The 25,310-nt window shown below is 23.1% G+C and carries 20 protein-coding genes; 18 read left to right on the forward strand and 2 right to left on the reverse strand.

All coding sequences use genetic code 11. From position 1 onward, the window contains the following. Positions 1 to 63 precede the first annotated feature (63 nt). The 4 genes from ATP_RS02535 (at position 64) to ftsH (ending at position 6,775) form a co-directional block, all read left to right on the forward strand. Positions 64 to 501 (forward strand): hypothetical protein, encoded by a 438-nt coding sequence (locus ATP_RS02535; protein ID WP_012504600.1) that lies wholly within the window; start codon positions 64 to 66, stop codon positions 499 to 501. 1,714 nt (positions 502 to 2,215) lie between these two features. After that, a complete protein-coding gene (locus ATP_RS02540) occupies positions 2,216 to 2,623 on the forward strand; it encodes a hypothetical protein (protein ID WP_012504601.1) in 408 nt (135 codons plus the stop codon). 423 nt (positions 2,624 to 3,046) lie between these two features. Next, positions 3,047 to 4,954 (forward strand): ABC transporter substrate-binding protein, encoded by a 1,908-nt coding sequence (locus ATP_RS02545; RefSeq protein WP_012504602.1) that lies wholly within the window; start codon positions 3,047 to 3,049, stop codon positions 4,952 to 4,954. 21 nt (positions 4,955 to 4,975) lie between these two features. Beyond that, positions 4,976 to 6,775 carry an ATP-dependent zinc metalloprotease FtsH gene (gene ftsH, locus ATP_RS02550; protein ID WP_012504603.1) on the forward strand — a complete coding sequence of 600 codons (1,800 nt, stop codon included), beginning with the start codon at positions 4,976 to 4,978 and terminating at the stop codon, positions 6,773 to 6,775. 397 nt (positions 6,776 to 7,172) lie between these two features. On the opposite strand, the gene ATP_RS02555 is transcribed toward ftsH, so the two are convergent. Beyond that, positions 7,173 to 7,973: a hypothetical protein gene (locus tag ATP_RS02555; protein ID WP_012504191.1), complete on the reverse strand. Its 801-nt coding sequence runs from the start codon at positions 7,971 to 7,973 to the stop codon at positions 7,173 to 7,175. A gap of 1,105 nt (positions 7,974 to 9,078) precedes the next feature. Between ATP_RS02555 and ATP_RS02560 the strand changes: the two genes are divergently transcribed. After that, a complete protein-coding gene (locus ATP_RS02560; protein WP_041186048.1) occupies positions 9,079 to 9,780 on the forward strand; it encodes a hypothetical protein in 702 nt (233 codons plus the stop codon). Between the two features lie 251 nt (positions 9,781 to 10,031). Here the strand turns inward: ATP_RS02560 and ATP_RS02565 are convergent, their stop codons facing one another. Further along, entirely contained in the window at positions 10,032 to 10,706 is a 675-nt protein-coding gene (locus ATP_RS02565; RefSeq protein ID WP_012504189.1) for an adenylate kinase, read from the reverse strand. 348 nt (positions 10,707 to 11,054) lie between these two features. On the opposite strand from ATP_RS02565, the gene ATP_RS02570 reads away from it, so the two are divergent. The 13 genes from ATP_RS02570 to ATP_RS02630 all read left to right on the forward strand — a co-directional run bounded on the left by ATP_RS02570 (position 11,055) and on the right by ATP_RS02630 (position 25,115). Next, positions 11,055 to 11,669: a superoxide dismutase gene (locus ATP_RS02570; protein WP_012504188.1), complete on the forward strand. Its 615-nt coding sequence runs from the start codon at positions 11,055 to 11,057 to the stop codon at positions 11,667 to 11,669. Between the two features lie 50 nt (positions 11,670 to 11,719). After that, positions 11,720 to 12,148 carry a transcription antitermination protein NusB gene (locus ATP_RS02575; RefSeq protein WP_012504187.1) on the forward strand — a complete coding sequence of 143 codons (429 nt, stop codon included), beginning with the start codon at positions 11,720 to 11,722 and terminating at the stop codon, positions 12,146 to 12,148. A gap of 111 nt (positions 12,149 to 12,259) precedes the next feature. Beyond that, a complete protein-coding gene (locus tag ATP_RS02580; RefSeq protein WP_012504186.1) occupies positions 12,260 to 13,456 on the forward strand; it encodes a DEAD/DEAH box helicase in 1,197 nt (398 codons plus the stop codon). Continuing rightward, positions 13,449 to 14,309 (forward strand): deoxyribonuclease IV, encoded by an 861-nt coding sequence (locus ATP_RS02585; RefSeq protein ID WP_012504185.1) that lies wholly within the window; start codon positions 13,449 to 13,451, stop codon positions 14,307 to 14,309. Before ATP_RS02580 ends, ATP_RS02585 begins: the two co-directional genes overlap by 8 nt. Positions 14,310 to 14,489: 180 nt before the next feature. Next, complete coding sequence (locus tag ATP_RS02590) at positions 14,490 to 16,847, forward strand: N-6 DNA methylase (protein ID WP_012504184.1); 2,358 nt, start codon at positions 14,490 to 14,492, stop codon at positions 16,845 to 16,847. Positions 16,848 to 17,380: 533 nt separating this feature from the next. Beyond that, the gene (locus ATP_RS02595; protein WP_012504183.1) at positions 17,381 to 17,692 is read left to right on the forward strand and encodes a hypothetical protein; all 312 of its coding nucleotides are present in this window, start codon (positions 17,381 to 17,383) and stop codon (positions 17,690 to 17,692) included. A 147-nt stretch (positions 17,693 to 17,839) separates the two neighbouring features. Continuing rightward, complete coding sequence (locus ATP_RS02600) at positions 17,840 to 18,040, forward strand: hypothetical protein (RefSeq protein ID WP_012504182.1); 201 nt, start codon at positions 17,840 to 17,842, stop codon at positions 18,038 to 18,040. Positions 18,041 to 18,359: 319 nt separating this feature from the next. Beyond that, positions 18,360 to 19,121 (forward strand): hypothetical protein, encoded by a 762-nt coding sequence (locus tag ATP_RS02605; protein ID WP_148208572.1) that lies wholly within the window; start codon positions 18,360 to 18,362, stop codon positions 19,119 to 19,121. Positions 19,122 to 19,542: 421 nt separating this feature from the next. Next, positions 19,543 to 19,737: a hypothetical protein gene (locus tag ATP_RS02610; protein WP_012504180.1), complete on the forward strand. Its 195-nt coding sequence runs from the start codon at positions 19,543 to 19,545 to the stop codon at positions 19,735 to 19,737. A 115-nt stretch (positions 19,738 to 19,852) separates the two neighbouring features. Further along, a complete protein-coding gene (locus ATP_RS02615; RefSeq protein ID WP_012504179.1) occupies positions 19,853 to 20,428 on the forward strand; it encodes a hypothetical protein in 576 nt (191 codons plus the stop codon). 645 nt (positions 20,429 to 21,073) lie between these two features. After that, on the forward strand, positions 21,074 to 21,790 hold the full coding sequence (locus tag ATP_RS02620) for a hypothetical protein (RefSeq protein ID WP_041186046.1): 717 nt from the start codon (positions 21,074 to 21,076) through the stop codon (positions 21,788 to 21,790). 439 nt (positions 21,791 to 22,229) lie between these two features. Next, positions 22,230 to 23,603 (forward strand): 2-hydroxycarboxylate transporter family protein, encoded by a 1,374-nt coding sequence (locus tag ATP_RS02625; RefSeq protein ID WP_012504177.1) that lies wholly within the window; start codon positions 22,230 to 22,232, stop codon positions 23,601 to 23,603. Between the two features lie 741 nt (positions 23,604 to 24,344). Then, entirely contained in the window at positions 24,345 to 25,115 is a 771-nt protein-coding gene (locus ATP_RS02630) for a hypothetical protein (protein ID WP_012504176.1), read from the forward strand. Positions 25,116 to 25,310 lie beyond the last annotated feature (195 nt).

Consider the following 25,310-nt stretch of genomic DNA (forward strand, 5'->3'; position numbering starts at 1 on the left):
TGGCTAATATTACCTTAGTTCAGAGGAAGATCATCAAAATACGCAAAGGAATGATTAATTAAAATGTTTCCATTTAAAAAAAATTTATTTTTTTTAAAAATTAGTTTGTTGACTTTTTTAGGATTTGGCTTCATTATGAACATGAATATTATGGCTATGCAATTAACAGCGATTAATCCAACAGACACCCGTGAAGCCATTACAACGCCATCAATTGCTGATAATAATCAGAATACCGTAATAATCAGTCAGTTATTTAAAAAAATAACTCATTATCAAAATATTGAAAACCAAAAAATTATTTCCCATGTTGAAACCTTTAACCTTAGAACTGGCAAACTAGCCAACGTGACATATTATTATGCGGATGTTAAAAATAAAAGAGATTATAAAGAAATTTTTGATATTGAAACAGGTGACATGATTAAAAAAATTAAGTATGATCGTAAAACCGGTCGTATCAGTTACACTAATAGATTAAGATTAATACATTATTTATAATTGTCACTCTGAAAATGAAAAAATCATTGATATTATGAAGTATAAAAAATAACATTGCCAAAAATATATCAACCTTTAACAACATTAAATCATGCAGGTTATTAAATTTAAAAAACAATTTAATCACCTATTGCTTATAGTAAAAAAATTTTTGATCGCCCTCCTTGGAAGTGGCGTTTTTTTTAGACATCTTTTTATTTGGTGAAAAGATTAAAAAAAGTTTGATCAAAAGACCAAAATTAAAATTATTCGACAACAATCACCATGATGTCATTAGCTTCTGGATTTTGAAAGCTTTTACGGAATGACCTTGTTGGAGTGATAAAAAATCATGAGCGAAGGTATTAATCATAAACCTTTCTGCAATTAATTTTCCTAATGAGGTTGAAATAATGAATTATTTAGGAGAACAATTATTGAACTTTTAATTTATAAAAACTTGGTGTACCAACAAATACTCACGCTGGGAATGATCAAATATTAACGGTTAAATTAACTTTCATGAAAATGATTAAATTATCATTATTTATCCATATTGGTGATTTTAACTGTGAATTGTTTAAGGATAGATCAATTTAAATTAAAAAATATTTCAATATCCAATATCCAATTTATTTATTGTCAAATCATTTTCATTAATTAAATTGAAGGATGATGGCTAATTTCAACTCGATCATTAATGATTTTTGGTCATAGTTCGCAAAATGTTTTACTTGCATAAAAAAATAAAAATGTTATAATTTAAAAAATATTTTAAAAAAAAAAAAATAAAAGAGATGAAATTTAATTTTATCAACCAAATTAATAACATCCCAAAAAATATTAATATTGACATCTGGTTTTTGATCGGAATGTTTATGTTATTAAATATATTCGATCCGTGATCAAATGATGACTACGAAATTAATAGAGAATCATCCAGAAAAGATAAATCAAAAAATCTCCATGGCATTCATTGGTGATAATAATGATAATACCATCACCACCAGTAAGTGATGGAAAACAATCACTCATGATCACAATATGGAAAACCAAAAAATTATTGCCGATGATAAAGTAGGATTTGATCGGTCAACCAATCAAGCTCCAAAAATTCAATCTTGATTATGATGATGGCACTACCAACTATTGGGAAGAAAATAATGTTTCAATTTCGAACAACTTAGAAGAAAATTAAAATTAATCCTTGAATTAATTTTTAAAAGTTCCTAATTTTTTTAATATTTTTTTTTTAATATTACGGATTGCTGCTCTTTTAAGAAGTTTTGATATTATCAAAATTACTGTCAAAATAAATTTTTGGAAGTTAAAATAATAGCCATTAATTTAAATAATATCAAAAATGACATTTTTTTAGAGACCGATCATTAAAAAGTTGATGATTCAATAATATTTGTTATGAAGGCATGAAGTTTAAAAATTAAAAAATGAAACTCCCAAACTGCTGGGTTGTATAAATATTTACCAATTAAATTGGGAATTATTATATTAGTCATTGATAATTTAAAATTTTTCATTGTATAATTGCGAAGGTTTTTTTCAGAGGGTGGATACTGCTACTTTTAAAAGATGAAAAAAATAGTTTGATCAGAAAACCAAATAAAATTTATTGGGAAATAATCACAATGTTGTATTGAGAGATTCTTGATTTGGAAAGATTTGACGGAATGAACTTGGTTTAGTGATAAAAAATCATGAGAGGGGGTGTTAATTAATGTTTGAATTCAAAAAACCATTACAAATATTTAAAATTGGATTTTTGATTTTATTGGGATTATTTATCTTCAATAGTTCTGATTTAATAGCAGTCCTTCCTGAAGCAGAATTTGTAGGTAACATGAGGATTGTTAATTCAACTGTGACTGACATGGGTGTTTTAGAAAAACATGCATCATTTAGTGAATATTTTGATTTTAAGCAACCAAACGCTTGTTATAATGGCAATTTAGGTGAATTTGGTATTATGTGGAAAATCAAAAACGCACCGCATAATTTATTAGGAGTTTTCTTCGATGATGGTACTAGAATTGATGAAGATGATAGATTTACTTTAGAAGAATTAAAACAAATGGGTAATGGTGCTCAAAATATGTATATTTTTTGGCAGTACCAACAAAAATAATTATTTTGCTTTGATTTTTATAAATCAAACATTTTCTATTGCTAATTTAGAATATTCTGATTCTTATTTTGTTATTATACCGGATTGATCTTAAAATGAAAACATGGCTGAAAATGATTAACATTTTTATGATGTTGAGAAAGAAAAATTAAAATAATATGGTTTAAATAAGAATTATCAAATTGATATTATAAAAATCATTAATTGACGGAAAATTAATATCTTCGTCATTAGCACTAATGAGTAAACCGAATAAAATAATTTTCAATTGGGTTGGTGAAAGCAACAGAAGTTTTCATAGGTTCATCATTAATGATGGAAAAAGATATTGAAAATTGAGATTATTTTGCCTTTTTCTTCAAGTTTAGATAAATTTTAAAAAATATTTTCAGAGTAAATATTCACGAAAGAGAGTTTATAAAGTTGGATTTTCAAAAATTAAAGCGATTTATTTCTTCATATAAAAACATTATATTAACATTAATATGTTTTATTGCTATAAGTTTGATAGCAATTGTAATTTATATTAAAAATCCAAATAAAAATACAACAGAACAAACAAATTCGAGTATTCCATTGTTAAAAAAATCAGATAATAATTTTATTTATTCAGTTCCAAACGGAATAGGGCAATTATTTCCTAACAAAGAATTGGGATTATATGCTTTATATGCGGATTCTCAAGAGTTTTTAGTCCAAAAACCTTTAATCAGTACCTTTTTTGAAGAATTAGTAGATGAAGAGGCATGGAATCAATTAAGTTCAAATGACAAAAGTGATATGCTTCATTATAATTCTCATTTAATTCCTCGAAAATTTGTTTTTCATTTAATTGAAAGTATTAAAAATTCTAAAGATTTCAATCAATATATAGGTACAAATGATGGATTTAAGCAATCACAAAACCAAACAAGCAAAAATTTTACTTTTGTTTTGCGTCCGGATGCTAAATTTGAAAATGGAACTCCAATCAATGCTAAAACAATACAAACAACAATAAACAAATTTATTTCTTTATTTGGTGATTTTAAGGACATGTTAGGTTTAAAAAACATAGGTACAGAAAAAGATAGTAATTATGTAAAAACTTTTGAAGATAAACCATATGAATTTCAATTAAAATTTTCTGCACCAAAAAGTTTATTTGAAGTTATTAAAAATATTAATAGAATTATTTTAATTGAAGAAACACAATACAACGCATCTATTTCTCCCGATGGACAAATAAAATATGGAACAGCAGCATATCCTTTTATTTCCTATGGTCCTTATATCATTAATCAAGGCTATAACGATAAAACATGGATTTTTTCAAAAAATAATTCGTATTTTGACCACCACAAAAACGTTTTGCCGTATGACGAAGTTCAAATGTTAATTGAACATAATTCAGGATCATCAGTTCAAGAAACAGAATTATTCCAAGATAATAAATTACATTTGTATGTATGTGATGCAAACAAAATAGATTCAAAATTTTTGGATAATTTTAAAAAAGATTTATTTTGTAAACCTGCGGGTTATTCTTTGATAATGAGTTTTTCATCAAATCCGAGAGTAAAAGATCCTAATTTACGAAAGGCTTTATTTTATAGTATAGATAGAAACAAAATAAAATCAATATCCTCTTTTTTATCTCCATCATTAGATTTGATGAGTGATGTTTATAGAACAAAGGATTCTATCTTCACTTTTAATGACACCCAAGAACATGAACAGAATATTACCGACATGTTTAAACAAGATTTAAAAGAATATTGTAAAAAACAAGGCACATATCCAAATCATTCAAAAGGCCAAAAAGATGCAGCATTACAATCATTAAAAAATAATTTTGGTTATGATTCAAAATTATCTCAATTTTTTTTATCAAAATATAAAAAAAACCAACAACAAATAGAGTTGACTTTGGCAACTAGAGATGGTGTATTTACAGATGAAAATTTTATTAGAGAAATCAAAGAACAAATAGAAACCGCATTTACTATTGATGGTATTAAACAAATTAATTTATTATATCGATTAAATGATTCAACGGCGGATATAAATATTTCAGTTTCAGGATTGAAACCTGAATGTTTAATTTCGACCTCAGAATATAATATTAGACGAGGAAATAACAACAGCTTTTATTTACCAGAAGAGGAATCAACACAAACAGCATTACTAAAATTGGAAAAAAAAGTTTATTCAGAATTATTATTCAATATGCCTTTGGCACAAATGAAACAAATGCGTTTTTTATTTGATGTTGAACACAACTTTATTAAATATTTTAAATTTTTTGGCTTTAAAACAAAACCTTATGATTTTGTAGGCGAATTTATGTAAAATTTAAATAAGGAAAAAATTATGAAATATAAAAAGAAAAATATTTTATTTATTACCACGATTATTGTGATATATTTGGCATTTTTATTTAATTGGTTAGAAATAGGAATATTTAAACCAAAAGGCGAATCAATTAGTGAATCAGAAATGTTAAGCAAGATTTCGCGTAAAGATATTAGTGAAAGTGTTAGATATAGTGTTTATAAAACAATGTTTTTAAAAGACAAACCTTTTGACATCAGAAATGTTTATCAAATAGAATTAACAACTCATAATAATGAAAAATTTCATGCAGAAATTATTAAAAATACCAAAGAAGAACTATCTTTTGAATTATTGCCTAGAAATAAAATTTCTTATCAATATGAATTCAGACCTTTTAGTTGGTTGTTGAGTATTTTTAGTATTTTGTTAAATTTTATTAATGTATTATCTAGTTTAGTATTTACTATTTATATTTTTCTAGCTATTCATCGTGAATCAGGTAAACTTAATTCTAAATCTTTAATTACTTCCAAACAAAAATCCCTTTTCACTTTCAAAGATGTGGCTGGGAATACCGAAGAAAAAGAAGAGATGACCGAATTAATTGATTTTTTAAAACAACCACAAAAATACGAAACTATAGGGGCTGCCATTCCGAGGGGTGTTTTATTAGAAGGACCACCAGGAACTGGTAAAACTCTTTTAGCCAAAGCTTTAGCGGGCGAAGCCAGTGTTCCTTTTTATGCTGTTTCAGGTTCGGAATTTGTGGAAATGTATGTAGGTGTAGGCGCTTCCAGGGTTAGAAAATTGTTTAAAGAAGCGAAATTAAATGCTCCTTGTGTGTTATTTATTGATGAAATTGATGTTTTAGGTGGTCGAAGAGGAGGAAATTCTTCAGGCGGCAATCAAGAAAAAGATCAAACTTTAAATCAACTTTTAACCGAAATGGATGGTTTTACTCCATCTCAAGGTATTATTGTGATTGGAGCTACTAATCGCGCCGATATGTTAGATGCAGCCTTATTACGACCAGGGAGATTTGATCGTAAAATTCTGGTTAATTTACCAGATATCAAATCACGTGCGGAGATTTTAAAACTACACGCCCAAAATAAAAAATTATCTTCTGATATTGATTTTCATCAATTAGCACAACAAACTCCAGGGATGAGTGGGGCCCAATTAGCTGCGGTTTTAAATGAAGCTTCGATTTTGACTGTCCGTAATCACAAAGATTTCATTACCATGACTGAATTATCCGAAGCTCTAGACCGCGTTTTAATGGGACCCGCTAAGAAATCGATTAAATATGACCCTGAAGAACGCCGTATGGTTGCTTATCATGAAGCAGGACACGCAGTCATTGGGATTAAATTAAAACACGCTCAAAAAGTTCAAAAAATTACGATTATCCCTCGGGGTAACGCTGGTGGTTATAATTTAATGATGCCAGAAAAAGAAACTTTCTTTTCTTCTCGAAAAAGAATGTTAGCACAAATCCAATCCTTTTTAGGAGGACGTGTCGCGGAAGAATTAGTTTTTGATGATATTTCTTCTGGTGCCTTTGACGACTTTCGACAAGCGACTAAAATTGCCCGGTTAATGGTGACTAAATACGGGATGAGTGATTTAGGAGTTAGTCAAGATTCCGAATTTTCGGATAAAAAACTGATTGATACCGCAATTAAAAAAATCATTGATAATTGTTATGCCCGAACTAAACATTTAATGTTAGAAAATAAAACCTTATTAGATCAAATCGCTCATTTATTATTAGAACAAGAAACGATTACTCAAGCAGAAATAGAACAATTAGTTGTAAATACTAAGAAATAAGAATTTAATCAAAAGACTTTTTGGAGTCTTTTTTTATTTTATTAGTGCTAATTAAAGTAAAAAAATATCAAAATAAAAACATTGTGATGAAAAATTAACAATTAAAACAGAGATTGAAGTTAAAATATAGATTTCAAAAAAATAGTTGGTTCAGAAGAAAAAATTATTATTCATACACGCAGAAAAAGAATTTAATTCGTTAGCAGAAGAAAATAAATTAACTATCTTGATCTTTTGTTTTTTTCGGTTGATTTGATTAATGTTTGGAGATATTTTTTGAATATTATTTTTGAGATTTTTAATAACATGATATTAATTATTTTATAGATTAAATTTGGTTAACGGTAGTTAAATAAAAAAACTCTCTTAAAAGAGAGTGGGATCATAATGTTTGAATTTAATTTTTACTTTCGATAGTTTCATAAATAGGTGGTTTTATACTGATAATTTGACCTTCTCGATTGTATTTAGTATCTTGTCTTTGACTATAAAGATTATATTCAGTTATTTCTAATTTAGGTTTGGTTTTAGGATCATTAGGATTAATATTAAATATCATATAATTATCATCCATATGATAATAAGTTATTATTTTTTTAAACTTATTAGCTTGATAATATTCATTCAACCTAATAAGTTGTTCAAAATTGAGTGTTTTAATATAATATTCTTTTATAACTAATTCATCATTTTGATTAAATTTACTAATTATTTTACTATAGGTTTTATTAGCTTCAATTTTGGTTTTTTGTGGATCAATATTTTTATCTAAAATTTCGTACCGAATTGGATAATTAGTATTAATAAATTCGGATGTTATTTGTGGTAATTGAACATCATAAAATTGTTTTTCTTGAATATTAAATTTATTTTGATAAGGTGCCATTTTTTCCATTATTTCAACTAATTCATGATAAAAATTTATTTTTTTATCTTTAGCTTCGGTTTCAGTAGTCGCATTTAAAATAGAATTTTTAGTTTCGGTAAATTTTTTCATTATGCCGTTAATATCCCAATTATTAGCAGCATCCGAATCATTTAAAGCTTGATCATTAGGTAAATCGTGATGATTTAAAAATTGTGAAAAGTTATCTAGATTTTTTTTCTTATTTACAGTTTTAAAAAATAACCATCCAATAACTAAACTAATTAAACTTAACGCACTTATTATGAATAAAAGTTTGTTTATTTTTGACATTTTTATGACTTTCTAATAAAAAAATCACATTTTTATTATACTTATTTTTTTTCGCTCTTAAAAAAACTAGTAGTTGTTTATTTATATTTTAATTAATAGAAGATAAATTTAGCCTTAACTATTGAGTAATAAAGCTATTTCAATTATTTTTTTTTATTTAAAATATTATTTTGATCAAAAAAATACTAAGTTGCTAAATTAGATTGAATTAAATTCATTATTACTGGTAAATATTTTGCATAATGTTAGACATGAAAAATATAAATTTGTATATTACCTTAAATCTTAAAATTGGACAATAAAATACTTTTTAAAATTAAATATTTAATTTTTAGTTTTGTTATTTAAGTTGAAAATATATTGATTATATATCATAAAAATTTACACAAGAAAGCAAAAATCACTTTTTAAAAAAAATAATTAATTTATTTTTAATAAAAATTTGACAAAATTTTTTTTGTTTATCATATAGTTAAATTTAATAAATAATTTTTTCTTTTGGTATTTATAATAGTCCTATTTTCTGAGATTTATATTGATTAAAGTTCCCTCCTCCTATTTTATTAATTAAAACTAAAATTACTTATAAAAAAAATAAAGAGACAATTTAACCACTTATAAAATCACAAATTATAACAAGTAACCAACAAATAGATAACCTTTATAAATCGGAGTGATATCATATAATTAAATTATTAAAAGAGTTAAGAAGAAATTGCTATTTAAATTATATTATTTATTATTTTTTTATTTTAATTATTCATTGGAAGTTTAACATTGATTATATGTTAAAAAATTAATTGGCTTTTTCTCAAAAAATTATTTGAATGATGACTATTTGTTTATTATTTGTTTTTGATAATTAAGTTTTTTTGGGCTGCGTGAGAATGAATTTTCAGAAAGAACTATTAGACAAATAGAAATTATTCACGTAATATATTAGAACCTAATGCTGATCATTTTTAAAGCATTAGTAAAGCAACAGTTAATGCAGTTAAAGATATTACTTACGGTGTTCAAGATACTTTTTTAAAACTTAACCGTTTTTTATTTTAAAAAAATATTAATAAATTATCAAAAAATATAAAAAAAAGGAGGTTATATGATGCAACGTAAACAAAGAATTAAAGATATAATCGTTTTGTTGATTTTAAGTTCTATTTTTGTTATTACGTTACTAGAAGTAAAAAATTTACTAAAAGTAAACAAAAGTTATTTTGATTTTATGAAAAATGAAATAATATATTGGATTTTTATTTTTATTTCATTCTTTATGATAATTGGATTATTTTTTTATATTTGTTTTAAAATAACAAACGGAACAGCATTTATTTATAAAGATCTTGATAAAGAAAAAAACTTAAATAATATTGATTTTGGTCAATTATTTTTGTTTTTGGATATTTTTATTTTTCGTAAAAAAAGAGATTGTAATAATAAATTAATTAATCATGGTACAGAATCACATTCCGAAAAAAATTATTTTTTAAGAATATTTTTTTCATTATTATTTTTAATGATGTTTTTATTTATAATTACACATTTTTTAATTCCAGTTTTTTATTGTTCTATAGATAAAGATAAAATTGAGATTTATTATAATATTTGTTATGATATTTTATATCGTATTTCACTTACTGTATGTTTTTTATTAGGAAATGGAAATATATATAAATTTTTGGAAAATTTTGCTATTTTTTGGTGTTATTATGTAAAATTATTTCAATTATTAGGAATTTTCCATTTTTTAGAAAATGATTTTAATAAAACTATTAATTACCATAATTATTTTCTGATTATTGAGTAGTATTATAAAAAATTAAAAGCATAAAACCAAAAAACCAAAATCAATAAAAAAAATGAATAAAAAATATTTAAATGACTCTCAAACTGAGAGTCATTTTTTTTAAATAACTAAACGTCATAAACTACACAAACTATTGATTTTTTAATTAATAATTTAGTTAGTTTTAAAAGTTGAATTTATTTTATTTTTTTAGTTTTTTTATATAAAAAAATTGTTTACAACAACTATTTTTTTAATAATTATAAAATTTTTTAAAAAATTATTTTTGCTTTTCGCATTTGTATTAAAATTAAATTGGTTACTTCCGAAATTGAAGTTTTCAAATCATCTACTTTAATTTCTAAAAAATGCGTCGGTGTTTGATTTTTAAAATATTTAACTAAAGGTAAAGTTTCTTTTTTATAGACTACTAAACGTTTTAAAAAAGTTTCTTTTTGATCATCTTTTCTTTGGATTAAAGGGGTTTGATCATCATCACAAAACCATAATTTTCGCGGAATTTTTGTTTCAATATGATAAATATTACCACACTTCGGACAAATTCGACGGCCAGTAATTCTTTTTTGTAAACAATCTTCTGAAGTATTTAAATAAATTACTGCGGTTAAATTAATTTTTTTAGTTTGAAAAAATTTTTTTAACATTTTGGCTTGAGCTAAATTGCGTGGAAAGCCATCAAGTAAAAAGCCTTTTTTAAATTTATCTTCAGATAAGTAATCTATCACCATTTTGTTAGTGATTTCATCCGGAACTAAAAGTCCTTTTAAAATATAAGCTTTAGCTAAGTTTCCTAGCTCAGTATTTTGACTAAAATTTTTTCGAAACATATCTCCAGTAGAGATATTGTAAAGTTTAAACATTTGAGAAAGAAGAGCAGCTTGAGTTCCTTTTCCAGTTCCTGGAGCTCCTAATAATATTATTTTCAATTTCTTTCCTTCCTGAAAGTTAACTTAGTGAAATTTAAGATAACTTTTAAGCCGATTTATGGTATATTTTTTCCAAAAGTTTTTCAAAAATTTTTAAATGGTTAAAATTTAAATCCAACATTATTGAACTTGATTTTTTAACTATTTATCATTATCTTTGGATTCAATTATTTCAATTTTTAAAACTATACTTAATATTTATAACATATAAAATAATAATTTTCAATCTAATTATAAAAAATTAAAATCATGTTATAATTATGTGTATATAAGATATTTATTTTTGTGTATAAATATTTTAAAAAATTTTAATTTTAAAAAAATATTTTCCGAAAGGGAAGCTATAACGTGTTAAATTTTAAATTACCTGAATTATCTTATAATTATGATGCTTTAGAACCATTTTTCGATGCTAAAACGATGGAAATTCACTATACTAAACATCATCAGACTTATGTTGATAATTTTAATCAAGCTTTAAAAAATTATCCAAATTTAAATTATTCTTTAGAAGCAATGTTAACTGATTTAAATTTAGTTCCAATTGCGATTAGAACAGTGGTCCAAAACCACGGTGGTGGTCATTTTAATCATTCTTTTTTTTGGAAGATTTTAAAATTAAATTATCAAAAAACTCCGAAAAATGAACTAGCTAATTTAATTAACCGACATTTTGAATCTTTAGAAAATTTTAAAAATGAATTTATTGCGGCTGGAAAAAAACTTTTTGGTAGTGGTTGGGTTTGGTTATTATTAACTTTCGATCAAAAATTAATAATTACTACTACTATTAATCAAAATACTCCTTTGCATTTAGGAACACCGTTATTAGGTTTAGATTTATGGGAACATGCTTATTATTTAAGTTATCAAAATCGTCGTCCTGATTACATTGAAGCTTTTTTTAGTGTTATTAATTGGTCTCAAGTGGAATATAATTTAACTTCAGTTTTAAAAAAATAAGAATTTCTTCAACTGATTTTAAATTCATAAAGGAAAATAAATCTTTTGTTATGAAAAAACCAAGTTTAATACGTATTGAAGTACTTATTTTATTATATCAATATGATTTTTACCTCCAGGATTTAAAGTTTTTGAATTATACCACCAAACCTCAAAGTTTGGTTTTTTTTCAAAAAATTATTCCTAAAATAACTTTAATTGATGAAATTATTCAAAAAAATCTTTATAATTATCAATTAAAACGTTTAAATAAAGTAGACCAAGCTATTTTACGTTTGGCTACGTTTGAATTATTAGAAAATAAGATCATTGCTCCTATTATTATTGATGAAGCTTTGGAATTAACTAAAAGATATTCAGAATTAGATGATCAAAAACAACATAAATTTAATAATAAAATTTTAGATCAAATTTATCATAGTTTAAAATCTCTCAAAACTAATTTGGAGGTTAAAAAAATCTCTGAAAACCATATTTAAAGTTATTTTTCTCTAATTTTTTAGTTAGAGATTTTTTTATCTTTAATTAAACTAAAAAAAATTAAAAATAAAGATCAACCAAGTTTTATTTTTAGAAAGAATGGAATTATTTTGAAAAATTATATTAAAGATAAATTACAAAAATTAAATTTTTCTTATTTAACTCCTATTCAAGAAGAAGTTTTTAAAAATTTCTCTCAACCACAACATTTAATTGGTTTAGCACCGACGGGTACTGGTAAAACTCATGCTTATTTATTAGCAATTTTAAGTCAAATTGACGTTAACCAAGCTGTCGTTCAAGCTGTTATTATCGCACCAACAAATGAATTAGTTTTACAAATTTTTAAAATGTTACAAGCGATTCCTGAAAATGCAGTTAAAGTACGAATTTTTTATGGTGGTATGGATAAAAAAAGAACTAGTTTAAAATTACAAAAACAGCAACCTCAAATTGTGATCGCTACTCCAGAAAAATTATTTGAATATGCTATTTCTTTAGGACAATTAAAAATTAACCGCACCCTTTTTTTTGTTTTAGATGAAGCTGATATGTTGTTAGATCGAAAATTTTTATCTTTTTTAAAACCATTAATGATTACTAAATCAAAACCTAAAATAATGCTATTTTCTGCTACTTTTAAACCATTTTTAACTAATTTTATTAAACAAAATTTTGGTCCTACTTTATTAATTGATTTAACTAAAAATTATTTAAAAAATATTAAATATTATTTATTAAAAAGTCATGATAAATTAAAAACTTTATTAACTTTAACCCAAAAATTAAAACCTTATTTAGCTTTAATTTTTGTTTCTCGTAAGCAAGATCAATTACCGATATTTGAAACTTTAAAAAAACATCAGTTAAATGTTTTTAATTTTTCATCAGATTTATCAGTTAAACAAAGAAAACAAAGTTTAAAAGCTATTGAAAATTTAAAATATCAGTATATTATTACGAGTGATTTAGCTGCTCGTGGTTTAGATTTAGATATTTCTTTAGTGATTCATTATGATTTACCTTTACATTTAGAATTTTTTCAACATCGCTCCGGTCGTACTGGTCGCATGGGAAAACCAGGTGAAGTAATTACCATTTACAATGAATCAGAAATAAAAACAATTAATAAATTAAAAAGTCAACATTTTAATTTTCAACAAATGATTTTAACTTCTAAAGAAATTGAAATTTTAAAACCTAAACCGGATCGCAACCACAAACCGCATTTAATTAAAACTCCTAGAAAAAAAAATAAAATTCGATCAATTCAAAAATATTCCCAAGGAAAGAAAAAAAATGCTTAAAATTGGTTGTTTTGTTTCTTTAAAAAAACCCGATATGTTTTATGGTGCGGTTCAAGCGGCTATTGCCTTTCAAGCGAATACTTTTATGGTTTATAGTGGGCCACCCACGAACACTCAACGTGTGGCTTTAAATAATTTTAAAATTTCTGAAGCTTTAACGTTATTGAAACAACATCAAATTAATCCGGATGATTTAGTTGGTCATGCTCCTTATATTATTAATTTAGCGAATCCTAATCCAGTTAATCGGTCATTCGCCATTGATTTTTTAACTCAAGAAATTATTCGTTTTAACGAAATGCAAATTAGTCAAATGGTACTACATCCTGGAAATGCTCTTCGACAAACTAAAAATACCGCCATTGAATTAATTGCTCAAGGAATTAATCAAATTTTTAAAAATACCTCACATTGTCGAACTAAAATTGCTTTAGAAACTATGGCTGGTAAAGGTACAGAAATTGGGCGCGAATTTCAAGAACTAAAAGCTATTATTCAATTAATTCAGGATCAAAGTCGAATTAAGGTTTGTTTTGATACTTGTCATGTATTTGATGCGGGTTATGATATTAAAAATAATTTTTTAAAAGTGATTGAACTTTTTGATCAAATTATTGGTCTGAAATATCTTTCTTGTTTGCATATTAATGATTCCAAAAACTGTTTAGGTAGTAAAAAAGATCGTCACCAAAATTTAGGCTTAGGACAAATTGGATTGAAGGCATTAATGGAAATTATTTATCATCCTTTATTTTTATCTTTGCCAAAGATCTTAGAAACACCTTATATTGATGGTCAACCGATTTATAAACAAGAAATTATTATGATTAGAACCGAAAATCATTTTGATTAATTAAGCGAACTGTTGCATTTTTTTAGACTTTTTAAAAAAATAAAATAACTACTTAGATTTTTTGTTTTATTTTTTTATTTTTTAAAAAAAGTCTAAAAAAATGCAACACTTCGCTTTATACGAAGAAATTTAATCCAAAAGAAAATAAATAAAAAAATAAAAAAAGGAAAATAAACAATAATGGTAAATGAAAGGAAAACTGAACAACTTGTACGAAAAATGTTAAAAGAAGCAGGATACTATAATAATCCGAATATCATTATTGAAGAACAATCATCAGACAATCCTCGAATAAATAAATTACTTAAAACAGCTAGTAAAAGCGGTGATGGAAAAGGTTATCCTGATTTTATCATATCATTTGTAAACCAACAAGATAAATTAATATTAATAGAATGTAAAGCATCTACAACTAAACATGAAAGTTTAGATAAAAAACAATATAAAGATTATGCTTTTGATGGTGTTTTGCTTTATGCTAATTACTGTAAAAAAGATTTTGATGTGACTGCTATCGTGATAAGCGGAGAAACAGAACAAGAAAAGAAAATATCTACTTTTTTATGGATTAAAGAAAGTTATTATTATAAAAATATTCAAAATAAACTAATATTAAATCCTCAACAATTAAACGAAATAATAACAGAACAAAAAAAACCTATTAGCGAAGAAGCTTTAATAATGAAAGCTGTTGAATATAATAAATTATTACATTCTAACTCTATCCCTGAAGTGGAAAGGTGTATTATTATTAGTTCTATTTTAGTAGCTTTACAAAACAAAGTTTTTATTAATGAGTATAAATTATATACTCATAAAGAAAATGACAGACTGATCGATGATATTGTAAAATTTTGTAAACAAATTTTAGAAGATAAGCAAATTTCAAAAGATAAAATTCAAACTATAGTAACTGAATATTCTAAATATAAAAATAATAAGCAATTAACTTCGCCATTTATTAAAGATAAAAAAACTAAAACAAATATACCTAATAATTTATTAAGAAATTTAATAGATGATGTAAATGATAATATTTTACCTTATATTCGTGATAATAAATTTGATATTTTAGGTAAATTTTACACTCAATTTATTAAATATGCTGGCGGTGATAAAAAAACAGGGCTTGTTTTAACACCGATTCATATAACTGAATTTTTTTGTGATTTAATAAATATACAACCAAATGATATTGTTTTTGATCCTTGTTGTGGCACTGGTGGTTTTTTAGTTTCAGCAATGAAAGCGATGGTTCAAAATGTCAAATATGAAAAAAATAAACAAGCAGAAATTAAATTAAATCAATTGATAGGTATTGAAATTAGACCAGATATGTTTAGTCATGTATGTTCTAATATGATGATGAGAGGCGATGGGAAAAGTAATATTTTTCATGGAAATTGTTTTGATGATGAATTAATAAAAATAGTTAAAAAGAAAAAACCCAATATTAGTTTTTTAAATCCTCCTTATAGTAATGGAAATGCTGAAGAACAATTAGAATTTATTGAAAATAGTTTGAATTGCTTAACCAAAGGGGGGGAATGCGTCGCTATTTGTCAAATGAGCACTGCCTTAAATACTAAAGGATTAACCATTAAAGAAAGATTATTTCAAAAACATACTTTAAAAGCAGTTTTATCGATGCCTGAAGATTTATTTTATCCTGTGGGAGTAGCTACTGTCATTTTAATTTGGGAAGCTCATATTCCTCATGATAGTAATATTAATACTTTTTTTGGTTATTTTAAAAATGATGGTTTTGTGAAAACAAAATATAAAGGAAGAATTGATATTAACAATAAATGGCCTTCAATTAAGAATGAATGGTTAATTACTTATAAAAATAAACAAGACAAAGAAGGTTTATCTGTTAATCATCCTGTTAAATATCATGATGAATGGTTGGCCGAAGAATATTTGACAACTAATTATGATGATTTAACTGATGATATTTTTATCAAAAAAATAAAAGAATTGATCGCTTTTGAATTTTTAAACGTTCATAATAATACTTTGTGTTCTTTAACAAACGAAAAACAATTACTTCATCGATTAAATTTAAATATAAATAAAATGAAATTTTTTTCCATTCAAGAATTATTTATGATTGAAAGAGGTAAAGATATCATCAAAGATTTAGAACAAGGAGACATCCCTTTAGTAAGTTCCAGCAGTTTAAATAATGGTGTTAAAGATAACGTCCAAAAAGGAAAAAAACTTTTTCCAGCTAATTGTATTACAATAGCTAATAACGGCTCCATAGGTTCTTCATTTTATCAAAATAAATCTTTTTATGCTACTCCTGATGTAACTATTTTAAGAAATAAAAAACTAAATGTTTATAACGCTTTATTTATTACTATTCTTCTTGAAAAAGAAAAATATAGATTTAATTATGGTAGAAAATGGAGCAATGATAAAATGAAAAATAGTCAAATTAAAGTTCCAACCAACGATAAAGGGGGGGCAGATTGGGAATTTATGGAAGAATATATCAAATCATTACCTTACAGTGAAAATTTTAATAAATAAAAGTTTTAATAATAAATTTATATACTGATAAAATAAATATTAAAGATAGTAAACAAACAAAAAAATAAAACAAAAAATTTAAGTAGTTATTTTATTTTTTTTAAAAGTTCAAAAAAATGCAACACTTCGATATATATATCTATTATGGTATTTTTATTTTTTTGCTTAAGCAGGGAAGAATATTTTTTATTTTTGGTTCAATTTTATCTTAATGAATTAGAGATATTTTGAAATCATATGAATGAAATAATTATTATTCAGGTCTCATTTGATTAAAACTATCACTAATTTTTTTACTTTGATAAAATTTAAATTACTTCAAATCGAAACTTAATTCATGCAGTAGTAATTAATTAGGTTTTAATTTTAAAAATAATTTTTTATTTAAGTAATGAAATCAATATTGATTATGATAACAAACAATAAATTAGTTCTTCTCATTAATCAAATTACACAGAGAAATTTTATTTCACTAATTTTTAAAAATTTAATAGTGTAAGGAGTTTTATAAATTAAAATTAAGGAAGTTAGATATGATAAAAATAATTTTAGAAAAATTTTTAGCTTTAATTGGTTTGATTTTTTTATTAGGTTTAGCTTTTTTTTGGGCTGATGGTATTTATCCTGAAGACATTTTACGAACTGTAATTAATATTCCTACAAGTACAACTTTTAAACCAGATTCTGAAAAAGATCAAGATCAATTACCAGTTACTTCGCCATCGTCAGTTCTTCCACAAGATGAGAAATTACCAGTTACTTCGCCATCGTCAGTTCTTCCACAAGATGAGAAATTAACAGTTACTTCACCATCGTCAGTTCTTCCACAAGGCGAGGAGTATTAATAACGAAATTATTTAAAATATTATTTTAAATTTGCAATTAATTGATATTTTTATTAAACCAAAACGTTTCGTATATAATATTTTTTTTGATTTAAAAAAGTTTTTTTAACTTATTAAAATTAAAAATCTATTTGTCAGGTTTTAAAAATGAAAAAACAAACTAAAGAACAAAAAATTAGAAAAATGTTAAAAAACGCTAATTTATTAACTTTAAAAATTGTAATTTTAAAAAATTTAAATACTAAAACCAAATATATTAAAAATAAAAATATTTTGTTTGTTAATCCTCAAGTTAAACATTTAGTTTTTCAATTCTTAGTGAAACAAAAAAAGGACTACTTTTTATAAAGATATTTTTAAAGTTTTTTTAATTTTAAAATTTAAATGAATAATATTTTACTAAATTTTTAAAATAATTTAAAAATTTAGTATTTTTTTTCTCTAAAATTCTTTTTTAATTTTAAACATGCTAAAAAAAGTTTAAAATTAAAGTAGGTATATTAAGTATTTTAAATATATTTTTACTTTATATATTTATTTTAATTATTTAAAAATATTACTATTATTGAAGATTTAAATATTAATAGTAATAATTTTATTAGAAAAAAGGATATTAAATTTGTTTATCATTAATCAAAAATTTTTATTTAAGTTTATAATATTTTTATTGATTGTCAGTTTTTTAAATTTTATTTTTATTAAAGGTGAAGAAAGTGCGACTGTTTTAAATAATAATAACCATTCAGTTGGTTTATCGCTTCCTTCTTCTTTCGTTGAACAAAATAAAGATTTAAAGCATGAAGACTTTACTTTAACACTATTTGTGAGACAACCAAATCAATTTATAATTGAAGTGGAATTTTCGCCAGTTTACAGATATTATTTAGATTTAAGAATTAACCAAGATCAATCATCTTTTACGAAAGTTATTAATATAAAAACTAAATTTATGGATGATACCGAATCTAATCATGTGAACCCTGTGCCAGTTATAATCTTATTTAAGTTGAAATTAATTGAAATTGAATTTGAAACTCATGATAAAGTTATCTTTTCGAACGAACATTTAGAAGAAAAAGACCCTGTTACTCATGAAAATAAAATTTTTAATGGTTTTTATAAAAAGTTGTATAGAGATGGTGTACATTTTACTAATAAAAGTTTAAAAGAACTGATATTTCCGAATAGTATCACCTCAGTAACTCAAATATCAACATTGGAAAAAAATAATGATCAAACACCACACCCTTTTAACAGTATTCCAGAATCATTTTCATATTCGGTAAATGAAAATAATGATCATAATCTTCAACAGCTTAGTAGTATGCATCAAAATCAGTTTCCTCGGAAATATTATTTTTTAATTATTCCAGTAGCGATGATTTTGATTATATGTTTGATTATTTTTCTATTTTGGTTTAAAAAATAATTTTAAATTAAACTATTTGGAACATTAAAATAGTTTGTTTTCTATAAATAACTTAAGTTTAGTTAAAAAGTATTTTGAACACCAACTTTGAGTTATTTAAATTAAATAATGTCATTCAATCAACAACTCTGTTTGAGTTTTGTTGATTTTTTTTATTTTAACCAATTAATTCAGTTTTAAAATTTTAACAGATATCAAAGAAAAAGAAAACATTTCATTACCGGAAATTTTTAATTGCTTTATATTTGTAAAATTTTTTTTAAAATGATATATTTTAATAAGTTAAATATTTAATTCGGATTATGGTTTTTTGTATGATAAAAAAATAATATTGTTTGGTATTAATTTTTTTAATAACTAAAGTTATATATCTTTTGAATATTTAATTAATTAAATTTATTTTATTAGGAAAAAAATCGATATGAATAAAAATAAAAGTGATAATTCAACACCAATATTTTTTAGTTTAGATTTAAAAATTTTAATTTTTTTAAATTTTTTACTTTTAATAATTAACGGTTCTTGTATTTTGTTTAGATTTCAAGCTTTACCTAAAATATTGTATTATTATAATTTTATAGAATGGATAGAAACAAAGACTTCCCCAAAAAAATAATTACTTTAAATAAAAAAATCATATTATATAGAATTTGAATTCTTTTATATAGAGAGATGTTTTTGTGGTTATAGATTGTTATTTAAATTGATGATAAATAGAGGTTTGGTGGGATATGACTTTATTTAAAATTTTTTTAAAAAAAAAGATTTTTTTATTTTTTTTAATGTTTTTATTTTTGATGCTTTATATAACCATTAATGGTGTTCAACAACCTGCTCATAAACGGGAAACAAAATATCAATTATCGGTTAAATTGCCTTCTAAATTGCCTTCTCCTTCTATTAAATTGTTATATAAAAAGGATAAAGAGGAACATACAATTGATAATCCAACTATTCAACAAGTTGTTGATGTTGTTTGGGAAGATAAATTATCTGTCTGTAAAGTTTATACAGATACAAAAAGGTTTGTTAACGGTAGAATTGATCTTGTCAAGAAATGGAAGGATAACGATGACAACATTTTACAAATAGAAGAAATGGATTCAGAAAACTCATCATCATTCAAAAAAGCTTATAGGACTAATGAAAAAGATTCCTACAATAAAATACTTGAATTTATTATTTATCAAAATCTTGATTCTAAAGAAGATTATAAATCACCTACTAAAACTATAGAATTTACACCTATACAACCACGTACTCATCATTATTTAGAATCAAAATTTTTCGATTTCAAACAATTTTGATATTACAAAATAATTCAGCAAAATAAAAAAAACGAAGTGTTGCATTTTTTTAGACTTTTTAAAAAATAAAATATTTGTTCAAAAGTAGTTAAATTTGATTAATTAAAGTTTTTATAAAATTTAAAAAAAATATAAATATGATTTTGATAATTAAATAGACAATATTATAATTTTAAAACTACATTAACAACCAAATGCAATTTTTAAACGTAAAAAATAAAATAAAATAGTGGTTAATATCGGTTATTTAGTCTAAATTTATCATCATAAAAACAATTAATTCAAACATGATTTGATAATCATTAATTAAAAAACAAAGTTTTAAATTGAAAAAATTTAACAGTGAATATCAAGACATAAAGATATTTACTATCAAAGTGTTTTAGTTTATCATAGGTGTCTTATAAATAACATTTGGACATTTTTTTAAATCATTTACAATATCAAAAAAATTAGATCAAGTTTAAGTTTTCTTTTTAGAAGATTAAAAAATAACAAATAAAAAAATAAAATATTTGTTCAAAAGTAGTTAAATTTGATTAATTAAAGTTTTTATAAAATTTAAAAAAAATATAAATATGATTTTGATAATTAAATAGACAATATTATAATTTAAAAATTATGTTTAATCAGGGAAAGTCAAATATGATCTATAGTCAAAATAAATTATTAAAATTATTTTTAATAATTCCTTTATTTATTGCTTTCACAATTTTTTGTTATGGTTTACAAAATCATAAAAAAAGTCTTCAATATAAAGTGAGTGTTAAATTACCAAAACCGATACAACCACCGACAGACACAGAGATTTCAGAATATTTTAAGGTAAATCTAACTAATAACCCCGTTAATTTAGAAAATTTTCAACCATCAGAAGATTCAAATAAAACTGACTCAGAATTAATACCAATTACAACAAAAACTTCTATTTCAAAAACAATACCACAAATAAAAGATTCAATAATTACGCGAGAATATGAAGTTTTTTTAGATGATCAAGTTTCTTCTAAGGAATATATTAAAGTTCATGTAGATTATTTTGCAATAAAAAACATTTCATACTACGACAAATCATCAAATGAAAAAAAAAATATTTCAAACAATTTGTTTAACCAACACTACATATACGATTGGTTCTTAAAAACACCATTATTTAAAAATTCAACAAATCAAATCGATGATGTTATTTTAAAAGCTTCAAAACAACCAGGAGAAACAAATCCCAAGTTAAAGTTAGACCTTAAACAAACTTTAAATTATCAAATATTAAAAGAATATCCTATAATTAAAGAATTAATCTCAAAAAATGTTGATAACATCGAATTAGAAATTGATTTTACAATCAAAACTATAGAAGATTAATATTTTGGATTTAATTGACTACAAAATTTAATTATTTTTACTAATGGTTAATTTTGTAGTTTTTTATTTAATGATAATGATTTAATTTTTCATTATTAGTTATCTTTGATATTTTTTTAAATTCTTTATCAATTATTTTTAAGTTTAATTGAACAGTATTTGATGAATTTTATTTTCATATTTTTCAATTAAAGTTAAATTATTTTTTTTTTCATTGACAATATTTTTAAATTTTTAATTTTAAAAAATTTATTTAGAAAACCTAATGTTAAAGATGAAGATTATTTGTTATATTGTGATGATAAAAATTAAATATTGTTTTTTTTAAAAATTAAATGTTATCATATAATTATTAGTAAGATATTTTGAATAAGATCTTATTAAAATTTGAATTTTTAAAAAAAATTATTATAAAAATCGAAAAGGTGAAGAAATTAAAATGAAAGAAGCCAATATTATAAAAAATAAAAATAACAAATATGAAATTTTTAGTTTAAAATCTTTATTTTTTTTAGGTTTAATGTTTATTTGTGTTTTAAATGTTTATATGTTTAAACAAAATACTGCTTCATATTATCAACAATTATTTACACCTTTATTATTATGTATGGTTTTAGGTATTTTTTTACATTTTGTCGGTAATATGATCCCTTTTTTGAATAAATTCGGACTAAGTTTTTTATTATGTGCTTTAGTTCCTTCTTATTTAGTTTATCAAAAGGTAATATCACCGAAATTAGTAGAAAAATTTCATGAAGATTTTTTTAATAAAGGTATTAATTTTCCTCATTTTTTTATTCTTTTAGTAATTGCAGGTAGTATTTTTAGCATTGATAATAAATTATTAAAAAAATCTATGAAGAAATTTCTTCCTTTAACTTTAATTTCTGTTACGGTTGCTTTTTTATTGGTTGGAGGAATAGGACATTTATTACACTTTTCAGTTCCTAAAGGATTTATTTCCAAAGGTTCCTTCTTAGATGCTATTTTTTATGTTTTTGTTCCTATAACTAATGGGGGAGTTAATTTTGGTGTTAATGGTCTGACTAATGGTCTGTACGGAAGAGTATCATCGAAAATAAATAACTTTGAATTACGTGCATTTTTAATTGCTCCTTTAATTTTAACTCGTATACTGGCGATTGTTTTCACGAGTTTATTGTGTAATTATTTAAATAAAACGAAATTAAATGGTCAAGGTCAATTAGAATATATTAAAAATAAAAATAAAAGTGATTTGACAAATAAAAATAAAAAATTATTTGAACTGTCCGATATCAGAACAGGATTGTTAATAGCGATTGCTTTTTATATGTTGGGACGTGTATTAAGTTTTGTCTTTTTTAAAAATAACGATTTTGTTTTAGTATTTATGATAATTTTATTATTTATTTTTAAATTATTTAATTTAATGCCTATCAGTTTTCAAGGGAATTTGATTCAAACTGGTAAATTTATGACTACTAATTTTGCTGCTCCTATGTTGGTTGGTTTTAGTTTAACTACTAATTGGAAAATTTTATTAGCAGCTTTAACGGCATCCAAGATAATTTTATTAGTTTTAACTTCTTTATTAACAGTAACTTTAATTTCTCTTTTACTGGCGAAAAAATTTGGTTTTTATGCATTAGAAGCTGCCTTAACTGCCGGTCTAGGTTCTCACAGTGTTGGTGATTCTCCAGAATTTGGCGGAATTATCACTATTAGTAAAAAACTAGATTTATTGCCTTTAATGAACATTACTACTCGTATTATTGGACCAATGATTTTTTTTATTTCGTCTTTAAGTTTTCAATATTTTTATACATCTTAATAAAATTAATTAATAACAACAACATTGTTGATAGTTAAAATAGTATGATGATGTTATTAATATTGATAAATTTTTTGATTTGTTTGAGATTTTTTCAAATTAAACCATTAATAATTAGACTAGCTATGATCGAGCTAGTCTTTTTTAATTTATTATTTTTTTATTTGTCAATGATGATTAAAATATGAAATTGAATCTCGAAATCAGTGTCAATTAAATTGGTTTCGGAAAAATAAATTTATTAAATAAGAAAATATTTTTTAGAATTGATAATACATCATTAATTTATTTTCATAAAGCATCATATATATAAACAGTTAATAATTAACTAATCTTCTAATTTTGAAAATATTTTTAATCAGTCTTATAATCCATAAAAAGAAGATAATCAATATTACTTTAAAAAATTTCTTTACTCCAATATTAATTATTTGATAGTTGAGTAAACAGGAGATTTCTTTTTATTTTATCTTCGGAAAAAAATATCATTTTTTTATTTACCAGGTTTATTTTTTTTAGTTTTTCTTTCAATCAGAGTTAATAAAATAACTCAATTATAAATATAAATATTAATATTTATTATTATTGATTTTTTTTATTTTAGCATTATTTTCATTTTGATTTCATTAATTGATTATAATAATTATAATTTAAAGAAATTTTTTAAATGATAATTTTTTATCTTTAATTATTTTCATTGGGAAAATAAAAATATATTTGATGAATTTGGAGGTATAAAATTTGATTTTAAATAAATTTAAAAAAATCTTTTTTATTAATTTATTTTTGACTTTAATGAGTTTGATATTGATAGGTCTGAAGTTTTTTGATCCATCATTTAATGTTTTTCATTTTTATTTAAAATTATTTTTTTTATTAACTTGGACTTTAAATGATGTAATTGTTAATCACAGATGTGATGAATTAAAAAAAAAATATATGTTTTTAGATTCTAAACGTCTCTTTTTTAAAAGATATTTGATTAGTTGGGGTTTATTTTTACTAGGATTTATTTTGATAATTAAAATTTGTTTTTATGCTCCTACTGAAGAATTGGCATTAAATAAATTTATTTTGCAGATGATGACGACTGATACTCTCAATATAGATCGTATTATTATTTTAGGTTCTATTTTATTGATCATATTTTTAATTTTTTTAATATTGATAGTTTCTTGGGTATTATATGTTTATAATAGATTAAAAATTTTTATTTTTTTAGATTATTTAGAAAAAAAAGTAATCTCCAAAATTATTCGTCAAGAAGAGCATGATATTCATTTTTCAGAATTTCAAAAAAGACATTTTTTCGTTATTAAAATGTATTTTTTAACTTTTTTGGTATTACCTTTTTTATTTTTGTTTATTATTTTTTTTATTAATCATAATTTAATTTTGAATGCAATGTTTTTAAAAATTTATTATTTCATTTTGGCACTACCTTTATTAATTGGTAATTTTTTTAGTTGGATTAATTTTTATAAATTAGCTGTTCTTTTAGATGAAATTTAGTATAATTAACTATTTTTCAGATTTTTGATGAAAAATTTTTAAAATTAATAATTGATCGATGGATTGGGAACAGATATTAAAAAAATAAGATCAATTTATTTTTTTGCATTTTACTTGAATTTTTATTTTTTATAATTATACTTAAAGAATATAATAAAAAAATTAGTATGTTTATTTTTTTATTTGTTATTTTGT

It is taken from the genome of Candidatus Phytoplasma mali, from assembly GCF_000026205.1.
Classification (GTDB): domain Bacteria; phylum Bacillota_I; class Bacilli_A; order Acholeplasmatales; family Acholeplasmataceae; genus Phytoplasma; species Phytoplasma mali.